The sequence below is a fragment of the Brucella anthropi ATCC 49188 genome, from assembly GCF_000017405.1.
GTDB lineage: Bacteria > Pseudomonadota > Alphaproteobacteria > Rhizobiales > Rhizobiaceae > Brucella > Brucella anthropi.
In genome coordinates this window covers 2,200,692-2,223,334 of record NC_009667.1, presented here as the reverse complement: position 1 = coordinate 2,223,334, position 22,643 = coordinate 2,200,692, and the positions used below count along the sequence as shown (strand labels likewise).

Here is a 22,643-nt window from a genome sequence, read left to right as displayed (position 1 = left end):
TGCAATTCAAAACTGCACGCAAAAAATTGCTCTTTGGACTTTCAGAATAACTTCAATCAATTGCCAATAAAGTGGGTATATTTTCCAGTCACTGTCACCATCAACCTATGGAAGCATAATCAGCCTAATAATTAGGCATGTGGCACCTGTAAATAATGCTGACAGACATCAAAAAATCGGGAGAATGGACCACCGGAGCGCTCAATTGCGCTCGAAATATGGTCGAAAATGCTCACAAAACACAGCTTGGAACGTTACAGATGAGTCGTTTGCTTCTCCTTAGACATGCTAAAGCCGTGTGGGCGAAACCTGGAATGAAGGATTTTGACCGCCCTCTTGATCAGGAAGGCAAAGCTTCGCTCGACCGGCTTGCAAGGACGATGAAGTCAATCGATCTGTATCCTGATCGGGTGGTTCTTTCCGGTTCGTGTAGAACGCGAGAAACCGCGTTCGGCATTATTGAACGTCTGGGTATCGAGGTCGAAACCATCATCGACGATACGATCTATAGCGGCGGCGCGGCTGACTACATGCAAGCCATACGTGAACATGGCGATGTGCCGACGCTGTTGCTCGTGGGACACAATCCCAGCATAGAGGATCTGGCGCTGGCCTTATGTGGCGATGGCAACAAGGATGGCCTCTTGAAGCTCCGTGCAGGTTTTCCCACTGCCGCACTGGCAAATATTACATTTCCTGCTTCACTGGGCGAACTCGAACGTGGAGCAGGCTATCTCGAAAGCTTCATACTACCCCAGTAGATTTTCCGTAAGTGCACCAACATTCCTTGCCAAGACCGCTGACGCAACCCTATCTATACCGCTGACAGATCATTGAATTCGGCGAGGATTAATTGGCTAAGCTGACAAGTATTGGCGACGAAGCGAAGATCGCACTGGATACGCTGGCAGATCGTGCGACCGGGCTTTTGTCTCCATCATTGCGGCTCGGTGTGACTGGTTTGTCGCGTGCCGGAAAAACGGTCTTCATCACGGCTCTCGTTCACAACATGCTGCATGGCGGCAGGCTTCCGATGTTCGAGGCCTATAAATCGGGCCGCATTTCACGTGCGCTGCTCGAACCGCAGCCCGATGATGCAGTCCCCCGCTTTCAATATGAAGAGCATCTGTCGGCTTTGATCGATGAGCGTATCTGGCCGGACTCCACGCGCGCCATCTCGCAATTGCGCCTGACAATCGAATATGAATCCGCTTCTGCCTGGGGGCGCTGGCTGTCACCGGGCAAGCTTTCGGTCGATATTGTGGATTATCCCGGAGAATGGCTGCTGGATCTGCCTTTGCTGGGCAAATCCTATGCGGAGTTCAGCGCGGATTCCTTTGCTCTGGCCCATGAACCGACGCACAAGGATCTGGCTCAGGATTGGATCATCGAAGCTTCACTCGTCACCCCTTCCGAAAAGGCAGACGAACTGACTGCCCAGCGTCTGGCCAAGAGTTTTACGGCTTATTTGCGTGCAGGCAAAGCGGATGAGCGTGCATTATCGACCTTGCCGCCAGGGCGTTTCCTGATGCCGGGCGATCTCGAGGGTTCACCGGCACTGACATTTGCCCCGCTTCCCGACCTGAAACCGGACGATCTGAAGGCCGGTTCTCTGGGCGCAATGATGGAGCGGCGCTACGAAGCCTATAAAACCTATGTCATCAAGCCCTTCTTTCGCGAACATATTGCGCGGCTCGACCGGCAAATTGTGCTTATCGACGCCATGCAGGCAATGAATGCTGGTGGCGCGGTCGTTGCCGACCTCGAACGTGCACTCACCGATATCCTGTCCTGCTTCCGACCGGGACGCTCTAACCTGCTAACCGGGCTGATCCAGCGACGGATCGGCCGGATTCTCGTGGCTGCAACGAAGGCCGACCATCTGCATCATGAAAGTCATGACCGTCTGCAAGCCATCGTGCGCCGTCTCGTGGAGCGGGCTATAGAGCGCGCCGATTTTTCCGGCGCAGATATTGATGTCCTCGCAATGGCTGCCGTGCGCGCCACGCGCGAGGCAACCGTTACACAAGGTAAGGAAACTCTGCCCGTCATCGTCGGCACACCATTGAAGGGTGAAAAAATCGATGGTGAAGTGTTCGATGGTGAAACCGAAACAGCTATATTTCCCGGCGACTTACCGAAGAATCCCAATGCGATATTTGAAAAATCCTTTGCGCAGGATGACCCAGCCATTCGTTTCGTCCGTTTCCGGCCGCCCCGGCTTGAACGTACTGCCGAAGGCATCACGTTGTCCCTGCCCCACATAAGGCTGGATCGTGCCTTGCAGTTTCTGATTGGGGATCGTCTCGCATGACAGAGAAGACACCACGCAAACCAGCTTCCTTTACGGTAAGCCAGGCCTCTAACCGCCCCGAAGCAGCGGATGAAGCACCACGTCGCCCTCGTGCAGTGCGAGACCTTGATGTTGTTGTTGCCCAACCAGATGTTTTTGCATTGAGCGAAGAAGAGGCAGCAGAGCTGGAAATCCTCGATCCGTCGTTTGAAGCGCCCGAACGCAAGGGCTGGTCGCTCAGCAGAATACTTTTCGGTGCACTCGGTATCCTTGTTTCATTCGCCATCGGCATCTGGACCGAAGACCTTATCCGAGCGCTATTTTCCCGCGCGGATTGGCTGGGCTGGACGGCTCTTGGTGTTGCGATAATTGCGCTTGCCGCCTTTATCGCCATCGTCGTTCGTGAACTGGTCGCATTACGCCGCCTCGCGTCCGTGCAGCACCTTCGCAAGGACGCCGCAGATGCAGCAGAACGCGACGATATGGCCGCGGCCAGAAAGGCAGTGGACGCCTTGCGCTCAATTGCGGCGGGCTTGCCGGAGACGGCACGCGGACGACAGCTTCTGGACGGTCTGACAGACGATATCATTGACGGCCGAAACCTGATCCAGCTTGCCGAAACAGAAATCCTTCGCCCTCTCGACCGTGAAGCACGCACACTTATTCTGAATGCTTCAAAGCGGGTTTCGATTGTCACGGCAATCAGCCCGCGTGCGCTGGTCGATATCGGTTACGTCATTTTTGAATCAGCTCGGCTGATCCGCCGACTGTCACAACTTTACGGTGGTCGTCCTGGCACGCTGGGCTTTCTGAAACTTGCCCGCCGGGTCATTGCCCATCTGGCCGTGACAGGAACGCTGGCCATGGGGGACAGCGTGATCCAGCAGCTCGTCGGCCATGGTCTTGCGTCCCGGTTATCGGCCAAGCTCGGTGAAGGCGTCGTCAACGGACTCATGACGGCGCGCATCGGGATTGCCGCCATGGATGTGGTGCGTCCGTTTCCATTCAATGCGGAAAAACGCCCCGGCATCGGCGACTTTATCGGCGATCTCGTGAAGATCAACGGCGAACGACCGGATAAAAAGCATCCCGGAAAATAGCGGTTTATTTCCGAAGCATTAACCATTCGCGACGATTATGGATAGATAGAAATCTGCGCCAGAATCGAGCGACCAGGTGTATCGGCACACTCCCCTGAACCGTGCCCTTCTCTGTCAATCGGCTTATGGCAACGTCGGCAAATCCGACGGTTTGCGAGGCGCGGCCAGCTTTTGGTCGTGACATGCTGGAAAACAACGATTAGGAATGACGTCCGATCAAGGTCGTGAATCCGGGACAGAGCTGAATATGAAGAATTGCATCGCCGCCTGCCTGACGCTGCTGCCCGTGTCATTTTCCGCTGCGCCGGTTCTGGCCGCTGACAAGGACAAACAGTTCTTTCAAACGATCGAAGGCCAATGGTCAGGCCCGGGTGAAATCGTCGCCGGGAAATACAAAGGCACGAAGTTCGTGTGCAATCTCGCCGGGTCGACCCCGGATGAAGATATTGGCATGACACTCGACGGCACCTGCCGCGTCGGTGTCTTTTCGCAGCCGATGAAGGCCACCGTCACGCGTGTCGGATCCGCTTATTCCGGCAAATTCAATGATGGCGCAGCGGGCAAAGGCCTTGATGTCACGTCGGGTTCCGTCAGTGGAAACAAGGTTGTTTTCGGCCTGAACCGCAAGCAGCTCAATGGTGCGATGCTGGCACGTGTCTCCGATCCGAACACGATGAACGTGACGGTTTCGGTGCGGGTCGACAAAGAACTGGTTCCGGTCATCGGCATGAGCCTGAAGCGCGTCGATAATATCGCTGTCGGCAGTATCGCCAAGAACTGACCGGAACGCTATTCACGCCACCAGCCCGCATCCGTGCGGGCTTTTTCTATTCCGGATCGCTCTATCCCGGCATTCCAGTCCGCAACGGCCTTGCCTGCAATTTCGAGAGACGATGCAATATCGTTCAGGGGCACGAGGACGAAAGCCCGCTCGTGCATACGCGGATGCGGAAGCTCGAGAGCAGCATCCGTCATGACGACAGCCTCTCCCGCATCATCCTGCATTGCCAGTATGTCGATATCGATGATGCGCGGGCCCCATCTTTCAAGCCTGACACGCTTCAAAGAACGCTCCACATCAAGGCAGGTCGCAATCAACTCCAATGGCTGCAACGACGTTTCTATCTCTGCACAGGCATTGTGAAACCACGCCTGATCCGTCTTCCCCCATGGCGGCGTGCGATAGACTGCCGAAACCGCAACGACATCCGTGTCGGCTCGTTCGTCCAATATACGCAACGCCTTGCCCATCGAAGCGACAGGATCATCGATGTTTCCGCCAAGCCCCAGCCAGGCGCGATAATGTCTGCCTGTAGTCACTGCGGATAAACCACCGTCACTTCAACATGGTCCAATACGCCCGGAACAGGTGCATTCGGCTTGCGGACGGTAATTTCTGCGCGCTTTACCTGCGGAAACCGGGCGGTCATTGCCTTGGCCACGTCGAGAGCCAGCGTTTCGATCAGATAGCGCTGACGACCGGTGATAATGTCTTCAATAACCGCAAAAGCGATACCGTAATGCACAGTACCATCGATATCGTCGTTCTCCAGCGCATTACCCGGATCGACATCGAGAATAGCATCGACGTAAAAACGCTGACCGAGCTTGTGCTCTTCATCGAAAACGCCGTGGTGCGCGAAAAACGCGCAGTTCATCATTCGGATCGTGTACACGGCTTTACTTTCTATTTTCACTGCGTCTGGATTGCAGGATATCATCTGCAACGGCAAGTGCATCTCTATTAAAAGCGACATTGTGAACACGGAAGATGTCGGCACCTGCCAAACGCAGTGCGACAGACGTTGCCGCAGTTCCTATGTCGCGGTCGAGCGGATTGTCCCTGCCCGTCATGCCGCCGATAAAGCGTTTGCGCGACGTGCCGACGAGCAACGGAAATCCGAATTTCTGCAATTCGCCTGCTCTCGCCAGCAGCGCAATATCCTCATCCTTGTTCTTGCCGAAACCAAAACCGGGATCGAGTACGATGCGGGTTTCTTCAATGCCTGCCTTTTTCGCTATGTCCAGTGAAGCATTCAGGAACGAGAACTGGTCCTCGATGACATCAGCAAGAACGGGTCGATCCCTGCTGGTATGCATGATGACCAGCCCTGCGCCGCTCCTTTTGGCGACATGAGCGATTTCTGGTTCTCGTTGTAGTCCCCAGACATCATTGACGATATGTGCCCCGGCATTGACTGCCGCCTGCGCTGTTGCTGCGCGGTAAGTGTCGATGGAGATGATGCAATCGTATTTTTTCACCAATGCTTCGATGACCGGGACAACGCGCGCGATTTCCGTTTCGGAATCGATCGCAGCAGCTCCGGGCCGGGTCGATTCTCCGCCAACATCAATGATCGTCGCTCCATCAGCGAGCATCTGACCGGCCACTTCGACGGCCCTTTCCAGCTCATTGTGGTGGCCGCCATCGGAAAATGAGTCTGGCGTGACATTCAATATGCCCATGATCACGGACTTTTCCCCCAGACGAAGGCTTCTTCCATGAGCAACGTGCCATTCTTTCGTCATAGCGAAATGTTCCTGTGTCATTTCCTTGGGCTGTTTACTTGGGGCATTTCATTGCGGCGAGGTTGCAACCAACCTCGCCTGAAGTCATTTTGTGAAGGGCGTTATAGTTCTCTTGACGATTGCATGCCATGCTCGCGGCAATAAAAAGCGAATTTCTTACTGGTTTTAGAAAGAGGTGCCAGGACATGAATTTGAGGAAAAAGGTTCTGGCTCTCAGTGCAGTTCTTGCCATCGTAGCTCCCCAGGCGGAAGCCGCCGCGATCTTTCGCGAATTCAGCTACTATACCGTGAGCGGCAAAACGGCAGCGGACCTCGACAAGGCTCTTTCCCGCAATGGACCCTTCCTCAAGAAGACTGGTCAGCATCATCCCGGTGCCGCTGAAATCCGTTTCGATGCGAAGGTACGTTATGGTCGCGCGCCCGGGAAAGCCTGCAAGGTGCAGGACGTCTATGTAAACGTTCACGCAAAGGTCTCCCTGCCCCGCTGGAAACAGCGCCGCAAGGCCACGCCGGAACTGGCGCTGATCTGGGATACTCTGTTGCAGGATATTCGCCGCCACGAAGAGAGCCACATCGTCATTGCCCGCAGCTTTGCAAGCCAGATGGAACGGGAAATACGCGGACTGCGCACCCGCACGGATTGCTCTGTGCTTCGCGCTGACATCGACAAAGTGACTGCACGCCTTATGGAAGCGCACGATAAGGAGCAACAACGGTTTGACCGGGTTGAGACGATCAATTTCGAAAACCGCTTTGCGCGCTTGCTGACTTATCGCATGGAGCGCGCCCAGCAGGCTTCCAAATAACAGTAGTGCCGAACTATCTCAATTCGCGGCGTATAGCCTGCGTCATCAATGCTGCTTCATGGAACCCTGACAGGATGAGTTTCAGCTTGCCCGGATAGTGGCAAGCATCGCCGATAGCGTAGATCTTCGGACTTGAAGTTCTGAAGGTCTCGGGACTAACAGCCAGCATGTTGCCCGTCTTGATTAAGGAAACTTCGGCCAGAGGGTCGGGACGGATAACCTGTCCATCGAGACCGAAAGCACCAAGACCAGATGCAATCACCGCTGTCCGTGCTTCAAGCTTGTCGCCATTGCTAGTGTCAACAGCCACGCCGTCATCATCGACCGCGATTCTGACCGCGATCTTGTTGAAATGAAAAACAGGATTATATGGCGCGATCTGCTTGAGAAGCCTTTCGACAAGCTCCTCACCCATGATTTCAGGAAACCCGGGCACGTCGTAAATCGGCTTGTCGGCATAGAGTGCCGTACATTGACCGCCGGGCCGATCACTGGCATCGATGAGATGGCACCTGAAACCGAACAGCCCCAGCTGAAAAACGGAAAAGAGTGCAACAGGCCCGCAGCCGATAATGACAATATCATTCTGCGGTTCGGCGCCCATCACATCACCATCTCTTTTAAAACTTAATTCTGGCGTTCGGGCACCTGCACGACAAGGCCGTCAATATCGTCAGAAACCCGGATCTGACACGAGAGGCGTGAAGTAGGACGAACTTCATAAGCGAAGTCCAGCATGTCCTCTTCCATCGCGTCAGGCCCGCCGACAGTGTCCGTCCAGTCTTCATCAACATAGACATGGCAGGTTGCGCAGGCGCAGGCACCGCCACATTCCGCATCAATGCCCGGAATGCCATTGCGAATGGCAGCTTCCATCACGCTTGACCCGTTGTCGGCTTCGACTTCGGTCCGTGTCGCGCCATCAGCTGATACGAATACGATCTTCGTCATTTTTATTCCTTGAAACACGCAAGTTTCGCGCGATCTTCATCCTGAGCGCCCGTCACTGCCTTGGCAGGGAAACGCAAATAAACTCGGAATGGCAGATACGGCGTTCTGCAATTAGTTTCAACCTTGACCGCGCCCGCGCCCACAACTGCGCCAATATGCCGTGCATCGACGACGAGTTTCACTACCTGATAAACCCGACAGTTGCGCCCAAAATCCAAAAACTCTTCCTTGCCGTCTGCGGAAACTGCATCATATGATGTGAATTGAGGGACGGTTAGGAATGACGGACAGAATCCAGCGCTCCAGTGGATGCAATCATGAAATGAAATTCATTCATCCGGACACTCTATACGGGTATTTTTGTTAATAAACTCGTAGAGCTTTCCTGGATGAAGGATACGGTCCGGATCGATTTCCACAACTTGCTGGTAAATGCGGAAAGCCCGGAAATGTCGAATTTTCATGAATTGAGCCGATTTCCGTTAACCTTGTATTTAAAGTTTTAGGTATCGGCAGAAGAGGCCTATTTCCTTAACAAGCCCGAGCCGATACGATGCAAAATGGCGGAGAAAGTTTTGTAACGGCCTTTTTATGGTCCGGCCGTCGCAGTAATGAGTACGAGGTAGGCAAACAATGGCTTCCAAATCCAAGGCACAGAAGCTCGACCTTGAGGTTGAAAAGGCGCTGGAACAGGCACTCGATATCGATTTCGGTGATGATCTTGATATCGACATGGACTTGAGTGCGTTCGATGAAGGCTTCTCCGTCGATGATCTGGAAGAACAGATTTCGCGCGCGGCTGAAGAACTTGTTGCTGAGCAGAAGACCAAGACGGTAGAGCCCGTTGCCGTTTCCCCTGTGGAAACTGCTGCAAAAGTGGCCACCATCACCACTGCCTCGGTGATTGCAACGCCTGCAGCGCCGCCGGTCCCGCCGGTTGTGAAAGCTGCCGGACCAGTTTCGCAAGGTACGGCCAACGTTCAGCACAAGCCGGCCAACACTTCGAAGGTCGCAACGCCAGCGCCCGAACCTGTTGTCAGCAAGCCTGTTTCCGCTGCACCTGTTGCAACCGCTGCACCTGTTGCATCCCCTACCTTCACGCCGGCCAATGACGATTCCCGAAGTGAAAAAGCGATTATCGCCGCTCCACGCCGTGCGACGGAAAATTCCTCTAAGCTTTTCTGGACGACAACTGCAATCAGCGTGCTCTGGGCCGCTGGCGGCGTCGCCCTGAGCAAAGCCATCAATCCTGATGTCTTTTCGACCCTGCAAGCCACCAAGGACTTCTTCACCTCGCCCGCCGGCCTCGGCGTCGTTGCGGGTGTAGCATTGCCGGTAGCCATGTTCTGGGGCTTCGCGCAACTCGTAAAGCGCGCGCAGGAAATGCATACGGCAGCACGCAGCATGTCGGAAGCTGCAATGCGCCTGCTCCAGCCGGAAGCCGTATCCGGTGATCGCGTTTCTACCCTCGGACAGGCAGTACGCCGCGAAGTCGCCGCCATGAACGAAGGCATCGAACGCACCTTGGCTCGTGCCGTCGAGCTGGAAACGCTCGTTCAGTCCGAAGTCAATCAGCTTGAGCGTGCTTATAGCGACAATGAAGTTCGCATTCGTTCGCTCGTCAGCGATCTGGGCAACGAGCGTGAAGCTGTTGTCAGCCATGCCGAACGGGTACGTTCATCGATCTCCGGTGCGCATGAGCAGCTTAAGGAAGAACTTTCCAGCGCGTCCAACATCATCCGCGACAATGTACTGTCTGCCTCGCAGCAGCTGAGCACCCTGCTCGGCGAATCCGGTGAACGCCTGATCGGCAGCATCAATGAAAGCGGCGGCGCCATTGCCGAAGCCATTGAAACCCGCACCGGTGACATCGGTTCCCGCATCACGACTTCGGGCGAAGCTTTTGCAAACCTGCTCGATACCCGCATTGCAACGCTTGATGAACAGTCGCGCACTGTATCGGACCGCCTGACGGAAGCTCTGGACGAACGCACAACCGGTATTGCCAATCTGCTTGGCGGTGCAACGCAATCCATGGTCAGCGAATTCGACACCCGTCTTGCAAACCTCGAAAGCACCCTTTCCGAGCGTGGCCGGTCGCTTCTGTCCGAATTCGAAGCCCGTGCGCATGCTCTCGACAGCAGCACTGAGAAGCTCAATGCAGCTCTCGAAACCCGTTCGCGCCAGATCAACGAAAACCTCATCGCTCGTACTCGTGAAATCGCAGAGACCTTCTCCAGCGGTCGCACGTCTCTGAGCACGATGATCGACGAAACCAAGACAAAGATCGGCGAAGATCTGACATCTATCGGCGAAAGCGTCGGCAATATTCTTGGCGAAAAGGCCGATGCCTTTGCAGGCAAGCTTGCCGAAAGCCGTGATGTTCTGGCTGCTTCGCTGGAAGGCGAAACGGAACGCGTTTCCTCCGTCATCCGCGGTCATGCCGATACGCTTGCTGCACGCACGAGCGATATCGAGAATGCCGTTAACGTCAGCGCATCTGCCCTCAACACCGTTGCCGATAGTCATGCGGCAATTCTGGAAGAGCGGACCAACGCACTGCGCGAGACAATAGCAAGCCATTCCGCACTGCTTGATGCAAGCTTTGCAGACCACGCTCGTTCGCTGGAAGAGCGCGCCACCACGCTTCATGGTGTCATTGCGGGCAATCAAGCCATGCTTGCTCAACTGATGGATGAGCGTGCCGCCGCAATGCGCGATAACTTCAACGAAAACCGTGAGGTTCTCGCTCGCACTTTCGATGAGCGCGTAAATTCGCTACAGGCGCTCATCACTGATAATCAGAACACGCTCGCACGCATTCTCGATGAACGTGCAAGCAGCATGACTGATTCCATTGGTGCCGGTCGCGATGCATTTGTTGCCGCCTTGGGCGAACATGTTCGTCAGGTCGAAGAGCGCACGAGCGGCCTTCATAACGTCCTGAACGATCACAACAATGCCCTCTCAGGCATTCTGGACGGTCACGAGCGCACAATTGAAACGCGTGCTGCCGAAATCCGCTCGACCCTGAGTGAGAGCACGACATCGCTGAGCCAGACGCTGCAGGATCACAGCGATATCCTGGAGCAGCGCACGACCAACCTTCACAATGCAATTGCCGACAGCAGTTCGACCATCAGCCGCGCATTTGAAGGCCAGACCGGCATTATCGAAGAACGCACACAGACGATGGAAAAGGCACTCACCATCGGCGTCGACAATGTCCGCCGTGCACTCGAACAGAGCGCTGGCATCGTTGCTGGCACGCTGCGCGAGAAGATCGGTGAAGCCGCGAGCACGCTTTCGGCTGAAGCAGCCAAGGCTGGTGAAGCTCTGGATGGCTTCGGCGAAGCATTCAGCGCTCGCCTGATCGATAATCTGTCTGGCACGGAAGCACGTCTCGGCGACCGCGCCGACGCGATTGCCGGTCGTCTTGGTGAGATCGAAAGCCGCCTCACCGGCGAGCTTGGCTCAATCGAAGCCCGCATCGCCAACACGGCAAGCAGAACCAGCGAAACGCTTGCTGGTCACAGCGAAGCCTTCGCTGCAAGCGTCGCCGACAACCTTGCTGGCACCGAAACGCGCCTCAATGAACGCGCCAGCGCTATTGCCAGCGGTCTTGAAGCAATCGAAAGCCGCCTCACCGGCGAACTTAGCTCGATTGAAGCGCGGATTGCCGATACGGCTTCCAAGACGAGTGAAACGCTTGCAGGCCATAGCGAGTCCTTCTCGGCCAGCGTTGCCGACAATCTCGCTGGCACCGAAACGCGCCTCGCTGAGCGTGCTGACGCGATTGCAACCCGTCTCGGTGATATCGGCTCGCGCATCACGATGGAACTCGGTTCCGTCGAGGCTCGTATTGCACAGGTAACCGACACGACTGCGGTGACGCTGGAAGAACGTACTCGTGAGCTCAATGCCGTTCTCGCTGCCCGTTCGCAGGAAATCACCAAGATCCTCAACGATACGGCAGAACCGCTTGTACAGCGGCTTGCTGATAGCGGTCGTGGACTGGCGCAGCAGCTTGAAGAAGCAACCCATGCCGCAACAGACAGGCTTCGTTCGGAAAACGCCGCTCTGGTCAATGCGCTTGCAAGCCGCACAGCGGAAACGATTGCCGCTGTTCAGCAGGCCAAGACCGGTCTTTCCGACAATGTCAGCGAACTGATCGATCGTCTTGCAGCCTCCAACGGCGAACTGGGCAAGTTGATCGACACTGCAACGCGCAATCTCACCGATATCGATGGTCGCCTTGTCGACACGACCTCGAGCTTCGTTGAAAACACCAACCGTGCAGCGCAGATGTTCCAGGCCTCCACTGGCCTGATTGACGGCAATATCGGTACGCTGCGCGCTATCTCCGACAGCACGCTGTCGCAGATCGCAGACATCGCCGACCGCTTCGAAGAGCACGGAAAGGTTCTCTCTTCGGCTTCCGACATGATCAACACGGCGCAGAACGGCCTTGTCAGCACGCTTGAAGATCGTCATCAGGCGCTCGACAAACTGGCATCCGGTCTCGTCGAGAAGTCGGAAGGCGTGGAAAAGCTGATGCAGTCCTTCGAAGGGCTGGTGACCTCCGCATTCCAGCGCGCCGAAGGCCAGACCCGTTCGTCTGCCGAGAAGATGCGGGAAAGCGTTTCGGAAATCGTTGAACAGGCAGCACAGAAGTTCTCTGCAGCAACCGACGATATTCGCCGCACTGCAAGCGAAATTCGCAACGAGCTCAACACGACCCGTGGCGAACTGAAGCGTGGCGTTCTCGACATGCCTGCCGAGGCCAAGGAAACAACGACCGCTATGCGCAAAGCCGTGAGCGAGCAGATCAATGCGCTCAAGGAACTGGCCGAAATCGTCAATAAGTCCGGTCGTCTGGTAGATGTCGGCGAAAGCCGTGCTGATCGCCCGGTTTCGCGTCCGGCACCGGCAGCAGCTCGTCCAGCCCCTGTTCAGGCACCAGTGGTACAGGCAGATGTTGCAATTCGCCAGCGCGCCTACGAAGCGCCGAAGGCTCAGCCTGCACCGGCAGCCGCACAGGCAGAAAAGCCGCGTGGATGGGTGTCTGATCTCCTGGCCCGTGCTTCCCGCGAGGAAGAAGAAGCCGCGCAGCCGAAAGTACAGCCGGTCGCAACGCCTCGTTCACCAAGCCATGTCGTTGAATCGCTGAACTCGCTTTCGGTGGACATTGCCCGCGCTATCGACCACGAAGCTTCGGTGGAGCTTTGGGACCGTTATCGTCGCGGTGAACGAAACGTCTTTACTCGCCGTCTCTACACGCTGAAGGGTCAGCAGACTTTTGATGATATCAAGCGCAAGTATCAGACGGATGGTGAATTCCGCCGCGCCGTCGACCGCTACATGGACGACTTCCAGCGTCTGCTTGAAGATGTAGCCCGCAACGACCGTGACAACATGGTGACGCGGACTTACCTCACCTCGGACACTGGCAAGGTCTACACCATGCTTGCCCACGCAAGCGGTCGCCTTCGCTAAGACCAGAACTAAAAGGAAACGCGGCCTTCGGGCCGCGTTTTTGTTTGTCTGGCTCGGATTAAACCGGCTGGTTCCGTTCAATAAAAAAGGTCGGCGCAACACGCCGACCTTTTTTATTGTTCCACCTTGCCTCGGTTGGAGTGCATCTCGAAAAGTGTGAAACGGTTTTCAGACAATATGTGCTTTAAAAAAACGGTTAGAGCGCTGTCACTGTCCAGCTAACAATCTCACTAGCAGTCCGTTCAAAAGCCGCGTCGAGTGCCTTCACATAGGCCGCATTCGTCGCACCGCTTACCGGAATGGCCGTACGGAACACGCGGGTGGCCCGAACCTCGCCATTCTTGTCATTCATCAGTTTGACAGCCAGTTCGACCACTGCGAGCTTAGGCGATGCATAGGCCTGAATGCCGAACATGCGCAGATCGGTCAGAATCTGATAGTTGATTGCCAGCCCGTCTCCTGGGCGGCCAATCCCGCCGAACACACCTGTATTCTCATAGGCCTGCACCAGACGTGATTGCACAATGTTCGTCAGCCTGTCGCCCCATTGAGCACCCTTCAGATATTCGATGGAACCGGGCGCTGAGCTGACAACGATATTCTCGCTATCGAGCGCCTTAAGGGCTGTTGGCGTCGGAACAAGCAACTGCGTGTTCTTGCGGCTTGGCGAAGAAACACCCGGCTGCGGTGCAGACAGATTGAACGTGTCGAGCGGCGTTGTCGTCCCGCAGCCAGCAAGAAGTATGCTGAGCAGAACACATATTGAAGTTGTACGACAAAGAGTGCGACGTGATTTCATGTCAACAAGGCTAGCTTTGGAAATCAATGACGCGTCCTCCCGTCATACTGAGGTACATTCCCTTTACCGCCAAAGATAAGGCGCTGAGGGTTACGCTCGAGATCGGTAATTGCCTGTTCTATCCGCTGAATGGAGCGGCGGCTATCCACCACGACGGATTGCACATCACGCAATCCCTGTCCCGAAAAACGCTGGAGATTGTCCGCAATCGGCCCCATCCGCTTGTCGAGATTGTCGGATGTCTGGCGGATGGATTCCAGCGTTGCCTTAGCCTGTGCAACAACCCCATCCTTGTCGTCGCTCGACAGGAGCTTGTCCGTTTTCGCCAGAATGGCGTCAACACGCACAGAAGCAGCGTTCAAGCGAGCCATCATATCCTTGGCGTCAGTGACGATCTGGTTGATGTTTCCGGTGTTCTCACCAAGTTCCTGAATAATGTTGGCGTTCTGTGCCAGTGCATCGGTGAAAGTCTTCGTGTTGTTGATTGTATCCGTCAGCGGTCCACGAGCATCCTTTACGAAGCCCTCCAACTGACCAAGCACGGCATTGGCTCGTGCAGCAATATCCTGTGCGGTAGCAAGAAGATTGTTGATTGAGGACGGATCGGCATCAATACGCGCAACCGAATCTACGTTTGCAGCCTCGGTCAGAAGATTGGGCTCATCAAGACGACCGCCCTTCAGTTCAATATAAGCCTGCCCGGTCAGCCCCTGAAAACCAAGAGTTGCTGCAGTTGAGCGGGTAATAGGTGTCGTCGCGTTGACGCGGGTTTTAACGATCACCATTTCTGGATTGGTTTCATCGAGTTTAAGTGCGCGAACATCACCAACCTTGATACCGTTGAACAGAACCTGACTACCAAGCGACAACCCCGTAACAGAACCCGGGATACGAACATCGAGCTCCTGAGAATCGCGTGCTTCCCCAAAACGGGCGATCCAGAACACAAACGCGAAAGCCAACAGGCTGACGATCAGCGTAAAGACACCCACCAGAACATAATTGGCTTTAGTTTCCATATCTTATCCAGTCTGCAAGCGGCTGCCGGGCCGCCGTCTCGTTGGCGCCGATGGATCAATCTGGCGCGCGCGCTTGCCCCGAAAATAGGATTTAACCCACGGATCGTCTACCGTTAGCATGTCTTCAATGGTGCCGCTGACGAGCACCTTCTTGTTTCCAAGAACAGCGATCCGGTCGCAAATTGCAAAAAGACTATCGAGATCATGAGTGACCATATAAACGGTCAGACCCATCGTATCGCGTAGATTGGCAATCAGGTCATCGAACTCCGCAGCACCGATGGGATCCAGGCCCGATGTCGGTTCATCAAGAAACAGAATGCCCGGATCCAGAGCCAACGCACGCGCAAGCGCGGCACGCTTGATCATGCCGCCGGAAAGTTCGGACGGAAATTTTTCTGCCGTGTCAGGCTTCAAGCCGACAAGGTCGATTTTCAGTCGCGCCAGCTCGTCCATCAGCTTCGGTGACAGATCAAGATACTCGCGCATCGGAACCTGAATGTTCTCAAGAACATTCAGTGCAGAAAACAACGCACCGTGCTGGAACAAGACGCCCATACGCATGTCGATGGACATTTTTTCCATCTCATTCAGCTGATCGATGTTGCGACCGAGAATCTCGATTTCACCCGACTGTTTCTTGTTGAGACCGAGAATGGTCCGCATCAGCACTGATTTTCCCGCCCCCGAAGGACCGATGAAGCCCAGAACCTCACCCTGGTAAATCTCAAGCGACAGCTTGTCGAGCACCGTCTGACGCCCGAACGAAACCGTCACGTCGCGCACCGAGATCATCGGCGCGGTCGTCTGGCGATTGTCTTCGTCCTGCGGTTGCGACTGGTGGTCGATGCCGTTCTCCATAATCATTCTTTAACCGAGCTCGGCTTCGGACTGAACCGTTGAACACGATTGAGGGGTCAATTTTCTGTGCAACTGTGTCTCAAAGAACCCATTAAAAACAAAGAACATAAGCAGTTTCTAAAAATTAATGGCCGCATAGAACATCGCGAACAAACCATCCACGACAATAACCACAAAAATTGCCTTCACAACGGAAGCAGTAACACGACGACCAAGTGATTCTGCACTGCCTCCGACCTTCATACCTTCTACCGAGGCGAGAATCCCGATGATCATGGCCATAAACGGTGCCTTGATAAGACCGGCGAAATAAGTATTAAGCGCCACCGCATCATGCAGGCGGCTGATGAAAGCATCGGGCGAAATATTGGAGTAGAACCAAGCGACCCCGCCTGCCCCGATCAATGCAGCCAGGTCGGAAATGATGGTGAGCAATGGCAGGACTACGACCAGCGCAACGAGACGGGGAAAAACCAGAACGCCGACCGGATTGAGGCCGATAACCGTCAGAGCATCCGTCTCCTCGCGCATTTTCATGGAGCCGATTTCAGCTGTGATCGCACTGCCTGAACGACCGGCGATCATGATAGCTGTCAGAAGCACCCCGAGTTCACGCAGCACCAGAATGCCAACCAGATCGACGACAAAGATTTCTGCACCGAAATAGCGCAACTGAAATGCGCCCTGCTGGGCGATGATCGCACCAACGATCGTCGACATCAGGATGATAATGGGAATCGCACCGACGCCCATGCGATCCATCTGCGTAACGATGGCAGCGATTGGAATACCGCTTCCTCGACCGTATTTCAGCTGGGCCCCGCGGATGGTGGCGCCCAGGATATGCATCGCCATCTTGAAGTCGTTACCCATAGAGATAACGCCACCGCCAAGCGCGGCCAGAAACGAGATAAAAAAGAACGGCTTCTTCTGACGTGGAATATCCAGAGTACGTTCGACAGCCTGCCCCACTTCCTCCATCAGAGGGAGCCAGGATTGACGCACGCCTTCAAGCTGCGCGTCGGCACTCTTTGCAACGAGCCTCTGCCGCAAGCGTTCAATCAGCCAGGCACCTGCCGTATCGAGACCGGATACGCCAGAAACATCGATTATCGTTGCTTTGTGCTCGTCCGTTTTCTCAAGACTGCGCATCTTGTCATCGACAAGATTGACGCTCTGCGAGACCCAGCGACCGCTCAGCCGTATATGGCGCGCACCGTCCTGCTCCGTCAGATCAATCTTCGGCGCAGGATTATTGGTGGCTCTTGCTTTGTCGGCAGTGTCGGTCAACATGGCCTACCTCATATACGAGTCGTTGAACGACCGAAATACTGCGTCCCAGAGGGCATCTCTATGCACAATACCTTGAATATCATTGTCGAACGCTATCCCATCGCCGGAAAATTCACAATCTCCAGAGGCTCCAAGACGGAAGCCGCTGTCGTTGTGTGTGTGATTGGCAACGGTCTCAATCAAGGGCGCGGCGAATGCGTTCCTTATGCGCGTTATGGCGAAAGCATCGAGAGCGTGAGTGCCCAGATTGAAGCCACCCGTACAGCTATCGAAAGTGGTGCCACACGACAGGATATCCAGACTTTGATGCCAGCCGGCGCTGCCCGCAATGCGATCGATTGTGCCTTATGGGATCTCGAGGCAAAGGCATCGGGCAGAAGCGTCGCCGATATGCTCGGTACGCCAACCCGACCACTTGAAACCGCAATCACCGTTTCGCTCGGCACACCCGCCGAAATGGCAGAGTCGACGGCGAAGGTCGCTCACTATCCTCTCATCAAGGTCAAAATGGGTGGTGAAAACGATATCGAGAAGATACAAGCGGTCACGAATGCGGCTCCCAACAGTCGCATCATTATCGATGCGAACGAAGGTTGGACGGCGGACAATATTGCCGAGAACATGCGTGCAGCAGCCGACGCAGGCGTCGTTCTTATCGAACAGCCCTTGCCAGCGGATAACGATCATATTCTCAGTGAAATTGAACGGCCTGTCATTATCTGTGCCGATGAAAGCGTTCATACGTCGGTCGGACTTGAGGAGCTGGCCAAGCGCTACGACGCGGTGAACATCAAGCTCGACAAAGCAGGTGGACTGACTGAAGGTCTCATCATGCGGGACAAGGCAATCAACTACGGTCTTCAGATCATGGTCGGCTGTATGGTCGGCACATCGCTCGGCATGGCGCCAGCTGTTCTGCTCGCCCAGAAAGCCAATGTGGTTGACCTTGATGGCCCGCTACTCCTCGCCCATGATCGTGACCCAGGCTTGCGCTATGATGGGGCTCTGGTTTACCCGCCGGAAGCTGCCGTCTGGGGCTGACTTGCACGTTGATAACTCTCGCTCGCGGTTCCGCTTATCGGAGCGAGAGCATCTTCGAAAATGTCCGCACAAGCGTCCCAGGTGAACTGCCTGAGTACCTGCGCGGGCTCAAACGGCTCCATCTGCAGAGCTGACAGACACGCCTTCCCAAGATCTTCGGAGAGAACGCCTGCCCCGGTTGCCCCCACAACATCCCTTGATCCGGGAACGGGATAGGCTGCCACCGGCAAGCCGGAGGCAATTGCTTCAAGCAAGACGAGACCAAACGTATCTGTCCGGCTTGGGAAGACAAACACGTCGGCTGCGGCATAGGTGTTTGCCAGCGTTTCACCTTCCTGCTTCCCGACAAACACAACCTCCGGGAAACGCGCACGCAGATCGTTGAGGGAAGGACCATCCCCGACGATCAACTTTGTGCCGGGAAGATCAAGCTCCAGAAACGCTGGCAGGTTCTTTTCCGTGGCGACGCGTCCCACACAAATGAACACCGGACGTGGCAAGTCCTTGACCACTTCCGGTCGAGGATAAAACAGTTTGCGATCGACACCGCGCGTCCAGAGGTCGAGCCGCGTAAAACCTCGCCCCTTGAGATCATCCGCAATAGATTGGGTCGGTACCAGCGTATGCTGGGCTGCATTATGGAAACGTCGCAGGAAAGCATAGGTCCATTGTGGCGGGACAGGAAAGCGTTCCGCGAGATATTCGGGAAACCGCGTGTGAAAGCTTGTCGTGAAGGACCAGCCCATTTTCAAGCAGGCGCGCCGTGCCATAAACCCGAGCGGACCCTCGGTTGCAATGTGCACATAGTCCGGTCGCATGGCCTTCAGACGTCGTCTAAGCGCACCCGGCGTCGTCAAGGCTAGCCGGATTTCCGGATAGGTCGGACAGGGGACCGACCGATAATCCAGCGGAGATATGACGGTGACGTCGTATCCGCGCTCAATCATCAGATCACGACATTTGGTCAGCGTGCGCACGACGCCGTTGACTTGAGGATGCCAGGCGTCGGTAACGATGACGATTTCCTTCATCGGCGGAAGGTCGCCAGTTCGCGGACGGGAAGTGGGAGCTGGATCACCCTATCCTCGCCATGCTCTTCACTGTCGGAATTGACAATACCTGTCGTCGGGCGGCGATCACGGCGTTCCGTCCATTCGATGAGCTCCATACGGCCATCGAAATGTTCAATCACGGCCGTGCAGCTTTCCACCCAATCGCCCGTATTGATGTATTCCACGCCATTCATGCTCTCGATCGTGGCGTGATGAATATGGCCGCAGATCACACCATCAACCCCGATACGCTGCGCTTCTTCCGAAACCACGCTCTCGAACTGACCAATGAAATTGACCGCCTTTTTGACGCGAAACTTCGCCCAGGCTGAAAATGACCAGTAGCGCAGACCGAAAAGCGAGCGAACCCGGCTCATAACCGTATTTATCCAGATTGCTGTGTCATATGCCCAGTCGCCCAGATAGGCGATAAAGCGGGCATTGCGTACAACCACATCGAACTGATCACCATGGATTACCAGAAACTTGCGTCCGTCTGCCGTCTCATGGATCGCGCGGTTCATCACTTCGATGCCGCCAAAATGCGTTCCCTGAAAATTGCGCAGGAACTCATCGTGATTACCAGCAATGTAGATGATGTTGGCACCCTTGCGACTCTTGCGGAGCAGCTTCTGGACCACATCATTGTGCTCTTGCGGCCAATGCCAATTGCGCCGCAGGCGCCACCCATCGACAATATCGCCGACAAGATAGATCGTCTCGGCTTCATGATAGCGAAGAAAATCCAGAAGCAGTTCCGCCTGTGCGGCCTTGGAACCGAGATGCACATCCGAGATAAAGAGGGTTCGGAGTTTTCTGGGCTGCGGAGCGTCGGTGCTCATATGGTTGTCCCCTTCAATGGCAACCTGATCTGAGCGCAGAAAACCCGATTCATGTCACAGACATATGACGGTCGGCTTTGAGGCGCGGAAGGTGGCGTCCGCGCCTCCTGTTCTGTCCACTTTAGGCGACAAGTCCCACAGTTGGGCCGACATATCGCGACTGCGGACGAATGAGCTTGTTTGCCGCCACCTGTTCACGACAATGCGCTATCCAGCCCATGGTTCGCCCCATAGCGAAAACGCAAGTGAAAGCCTCACGCGGGAACCCCAGCTGTTCCAACAACAAAGCAGTATAAAACTCGACATTGGTTTCGAGGGAGCGGTCCGGCTTGTGGCGCCTTAGAACTGCGATAGCGGCTTTCTCAACGGCCTCGGCCAATTCAACGCGGTGTTTTCCACGCCCTTGTTCTAGGGCTTCGATGTGCTTCAATGCACCTTTCAAGGCATCGGCGCGAGGATCGCGTACACGATAGACCCTGTGACCGAACCCCATCAGTCTGTCTCCATCCGCAACAGCGGATTCAAGCCAACGCTCCGCGTTGTCGGGCCTACCGATTGCATCCAGCATATCGAGGACCGGGCCGGGTGCACCGCCATGCAGCGGTCCTTTCAATGCGCTGATTGCGGCAAGCAGCGATGAGGTCAATCCGGCTCGTGTAGATGCCACGACACGCGCAGCAAAAGTCGATGCGTTCAATCCGTGGTCTGAAACCGTTATAAGATAAGTGTTCAGCCCAGCGACCTCTGCTTCATCCGGCATTCCCGCATTCATCATACGAAGGATGTCAGCGCTATGGGGAAGCGTCGGATCAGGATGTATGGGACGGCGCCCCTTCTGGCCCCTCAGAATGGCCGTCGTAAAGACTGCCGGTGCCGCCATCAGATGCAAGGCTGCGGTCAGATCATCGTCGTCAGGGATGCGTGCCATCAATGCGCGAAGCGCTTCGATGGGAGACATTTCCATCAATGTATCGTCAAGCGCATCCGTATGATGAAATACCTGTACGCGCGCTTCACCGAGCGCTTTCTGAAGTTCCTCCCCTTTGGGAAGATCATTGAAAAAGCCGCCCCACAGAAGTTCTATTCCATCTTCGACGCTGCTATGCGGGACCAGATCGTCCAGCGACCGACCGCGAATAACCAGCCTGCCTGCAAGCCCATCGACGTCAGACAACACGGTTTCAGCAGCAATCACATCTTCAAGTCCGCTATTCATAATTATTCTCCTTGTTTGCCTTTCGACATTGAATCCAAGTATAGTTGACGTCAATCTTGACGAAATAGATCAATGTAGGGGGCAATAATGGACTGGCTAACTGCGGAGGAAGCCCTTGCTGTTCTCCAGACAAAGCCGCAGACTCTCTATGCAAATGTGAGCCGTGGCCGCATCCGTTCCAAGCCATTGCCGGATGATCCGAGACGCAGCCTCTATCGGTCGGAGGATGTCCATCGTCTGGCTGGCAAGCGTCCCGGTCGCAAGAGAGATAGCGTGGTTGCCGCCGACACCATTCGTTGGGGCCTGCCGATCATGCGCTCGGGCATTTCGACCATCCTGGATGGCCGCTTGCTCTATCGTGGCTGCGACGCTGCTGAGCTGTCCGAAACAGCAACGCTGGAGGAAGTGGCTGCACTGCTGTGGCAGATGGATTTCGACGGTATCATCAGAAGTGACAACGAATCGACCTTGAACATTCGTCAGACCGAGACTGCGCCTCTGGAACGGCTGTTTACTGTCCTTGGTGTTCGCGCTGCGAATGATCTACCCAGTTCGGGGCGTTCAACATCAATCCTGCAGCAAGAGGCTTTTGGTCTGCTGCAACTGTTTCACAATACCGTTCTTGGCGTTTCCGCATCGAATATGCCGATGCATGAACGCATTGCTCAGGCTTGGCAAAAGCCGCAGGCAAGTGATGTGATCCGGCGCATTCTTGTGCTTCTGGCCGACCACGAACTCAATGCATCGGCATTCGCTACACGCGTTGCGGCGTCTACAGGTACACCGCTTTCCGCTGCGGTTCTCGCCGGATTATCAACATTGATTGGCCCGCGACATGGACGAGCGGCCACAGCGGCGGCGGCTATTATTACGCAAACCCGGCAAATAGGAGCAGAAGCAGCGATCAAGGGCCAGCTCAGACAAGGAACACAGTTTCACTTTTTCGGCCACCCGCTTTACCGCGAAACAGGTGATATTCGCGCCACCGCACTATTGGAACATCTGGAATTGCCTCCCCCCTATAGCGATCTGGAACAAAGTGCCGCGAACATTCTCGGAGAAAAGCCAAACGTCGACTTCGCCCTCGCCGCCGTTACAGAAATCTATGATCTGCCGCTCGACGCACCGCTATTTCTGTTTGCGCTCGCACGCATCGTGGGATGGCTCGCCCATGCACTGGAACAGGCTGATAGCGGATCGCTCATACGCCCGAGGGCAGAATTCATGCCGCCGCTTGAATAGCGCTTCACCAAATATTGTTCGCAATGAACGCATATTCTGCCGGTAAAAGGTGGACATATGCGCCCGTGAACCAGAATCCGGTTGATCGGACTGCTCGCTTGGT

At 55.3% G+C, this 22,643-nt stretch carries 20 protein-coding genes; 8 read left to right on the top strand and 12 right to left on the bottom strand.

The window, feature by feature from the left end:
- The first annotated feature begins 260 nt into the window (after positions 1–260).
- The 4 genes from OANT_RS11000 (at position 261) to OANT_RS10985 (ending at position 4,174) form a co-directional block, all read left to right on the top strand.
- Complete coding sequence (locus tag OANT_RS11000; RefSeq protein ID WP_040130128.1) at positions 261–761, top strand: SixA phosphatase family protein; 501 nt, start codon at positions 261–263, stop codon at positions 759–761.
- 92 nt (positions 762–853) lie between these two features.
- Positions 854–2,314, top strand: coding sequence for a YcjX family GTP-binding protein (locus OANT_RS10995; protein ID WP_012092021.1), 1,461 nt, complete (start codon positions 854–856; stop codon positions 2,312–2,314).
- Entirely contained in the window at positions 2,311–3,393 is a 1,083-nt protein-coding gene (locus tag OANT_RS10990) for a YcjF family protein (RefSeq protein ID WP_012092020.1), read from the top strand. Before OANT_RS10995 ends, OANT_RS10990 begins: the two co-directional genes overlap by 4 nt.
- A 247-nt stretch (positions 3,394–3,640) precedes the next feature.
- Positions 3,641–4,174, top strand: a complete 534-nt coding sequence (locus OANT_RS10985) for a hypothetical protein (RefSeq protein ID WP_012092019.1) — start codon at positions 3,641–3,643, stop codon at positions 4,172–4,174.
- A gap of 8 nt (positions 4,175–4,182) precedes the next feature.
- Here the strand turns inward: OANT_RS10985 and folK are convergent, their stop codons facing one another.
- Genes folK through folP form a run of 3 tightly spaced genes read right to left on the bottom strand, consistent with a single transcriptional unit; the run spans position 4,183 to position 5,922 of the window.
- Positions 4,183–4,713, bottom strand: coding sequence for a 2-amino-4-hydroxy-6-hydroxymethyldihydropteridine diphosphokinase (gene folK / locus OANT_RS10980; protein WP_012092018.1), 531 nt, complete (start codon positions 4,711–4,713; stop codon positions 4,183–4,185).
- Entirely contained in the window at positions 4,710–5,069 is a 360-nt protein-coding gene (folB, locus tag OANT_RS10975) for a dihydroneopterin aldolase (protein ID WP_010660062.1), read from the bottom strand. The genes folK and folB overlap by 4 nt, the downstream gene beginning before the upstream one ends.
- 4 nt (positions 5,070–5,073) lie before the next feature.
- Positions 5,074–5,922 carry a dihydropteroate synthase gene (folP, locus tag OANT_RS10970; RefSeq protein ID WP_012092017.1) on the bottom strand — a complete coding sequence of 283 codons (849 nt, stop codon included), beginning with the start codon at positions 5,920–5,922 and terminating at the stop codon, positions 5,074–5,076.
- A 185-nt stretch (positions 5,923–6,107) separates the two neighbouring features.
- Between folP and OANT_RS10965 the strand changes: the two genes are divergently transcribed.
- A complete protein-coding gene (locus OANT_RS10965; RefSeq protein WP_012092016.1) occupies positions 6,108–6,728 on the top strand; it encodes a DUF922 domain-containing Zn-dependent protease in 621 nt (206 codons plus the stop codon).
- Between the two features lie 13 nt (positions 6,729–6,741).
- Here OANT_RS10965 and OANT_RS10960 read toward each other — a convergent pair whose 3' ends face one another.
- Positions 6,742–7,332 carry an NAD(P)/FAD-dependent oxidoreductase gene (locus OANT_RS10960; protein WP_012092015.1) on the bottom strand — a complete coding sequence of 197 codons (591 nt, stop codon included), beginning with the start codon at positions 7,330–7,332 and terminating at the stop codon, positions 6,742–6,744.
- Positions 7,333–7,355: 23 nt separating this feature from the next.
- Positions 7,356–7,679 carry a 2Fe-2S iron-sulfur cluster-binding protein gene (locus tag OANT_RS10955; protein ID WP_010660058.1) on the bottom strand — a complete coding sequence of 108 codons (324 nt, stop codon included), beginning with the start codon at positions 7,677–7,679 and terminating at the stop codon, positions 7,356–7,358.
- A gap of 633 nt (positions 7,680–8,312) precedes the next feature.
- Between OANT_RS10955 and OANT_RS10945 the strand changes: the two genes are divergently transcribed.
- Positions 8,313–13,175 (top strand): apolipoprotein A-IV repeat region-like domain-containing protein, encoded by a 4,863-nt coding sequence (locus tag OANT_RS10945; RefSeq protein WP_040129272.1) that lies wholly within the window; start codon positions 8,313–8,315, stop codon positions 13,173–13,175.
- A gap of 196 nt (positions 13,176–13,371) precedes the next feature.
- On the opposite strand, the gene OANT_RS10940 is transcribed toward OANT_RS10945, so the two are convergent.
- The 4 genes from OANT_RS10940 to OANT_RS10925 form a co-directional block, all read right to left on the bottom strand.
- Positions 13,372–13,974 carry an ABC-type transport auxiliary lipoprotein family protein gene (locus OANT_RS10940; protein WP_425277897.1) on the bottom strand — a complete coding sequence of 201 codons (603 nt, stop codon included), beginning with the start codon at positions 13,972–13,974 and terminating at the stop codon, positions 13,372–13,374.
- Between the two features lie 23 nt (positions 13,975–13,997).
- On the bottom strand, positions 13,998–14,993 hold the full coding sequence (locus OANT_RS10935) for an MlaD family protein (protein ID WP_012092012.1): 996 nt from the start codon (positions 14,991–14,993) through the stop codon (positions 13,998–14,000).
- Positions 14,994–14,996: 3 nt separating this feature from the next.
- Positions 14,997–15,860 (bottom strand): ABC transporter ATP-binding protein, encoded by an 864-nt coding sequence (locus tag OANT_RS10930; protein WP_012092011.1) that lies wholly within the window; start codon positions 15,858–15,860, stop codon positions 14,997–14,999.
- 111 nt (positions 15,861–15,971) lie between these two features.
- Positions 15,972–17,147, bottom strand: coding sequence for an ABC transporter permease (locus OANT_RS10925; protein WP_010660053.1), 1,176 nt, complete (start codon positions 17,145–17,147; stop codon positions 15,972–15,974).
- Between the two features lie 60 nt (positions 17,148–17,207).
- Here OANT_RS10925 and dgcA point away from each other — a divergent pair, with 60 nt between their 5' ends.
- On the top strand, positions 17,208–18,188 hold the full coding sequence (gene dgcA / locus OANT_RS10920) for an N-acetyl-D-Glu racemase DgcA (RefSeq protein WP_012092010.1): 981 nt from the start codon (positions 17,208–17,210) through the stop codon (positions 18,186–18,188).
- On the opposite strand, the gene OANT_RS10915 is transcribed toward dgcA, so the two are convergent.
- The 3 genes from OANT_RS10915 to OANT_RS10905 form a co-directional block, all read right to left on the bottom strand.
- Entirely contained in the window at positions 18,158–19,219 is a 1,062-nt protein-coding gene (locus tag OANT_RS10915) for a glycosyltransferase family 4 protein (RefSeq protein WP_012092009.1), read from the bottom strand. The two genes, dgcA and OANT_RS10915, sit on opposite strands and share 31 nt — an antisense overlap.
- Positions 19,216–20,082 carry a UDP-2,3-diacylglucosamine diphosphatase gene (locus tag OANT_RS10910; RefSeq protein ID WP_012092008.1) on the bottom strand — a complete coding sequence of 289 codons (867 nt, stop codon included), beginning with the start codon at positions 20,080–20,082 and terminating at the stop codon, positions 19,216–19,218. Before OANT_RS10910 ends, OANT_RS10915 begins: the two co-directional genes overlap by 4 nt.
- A 121-nt stretch (positions 20,083–20,203) precedes the next feature.
- Complete coding sequence (locus tag OANT_RS10905; RefSeq protein ID WP_012092007.1) at positions 20,204–21,298, bottom strand: citrate synthase/methylcitrate synthase; 1,095 nt, start codon at positions 21,296–21,298, stop codon at positions 20,204–20,206.
- 87 nt (positions 21,299–21,385) lie between these two features.
- Between OANT_RS10905 and OANT_RS10900 the strand changes: the two genes are divergently transcribed.
- Positions 21,386–22,540: a citrate synthase gene (locus OANT_RS10900; RefSeq protein WP_012092006.1), complete on the top strand. Its 1,155-nt coding sequence runs from the start codon at positions 21,386–21,388 to the stop codon at positions 22,538–22,540.
- The last annotated feature ends 103 nt before the right edge of the window (positions 22,541–22,643 follow it).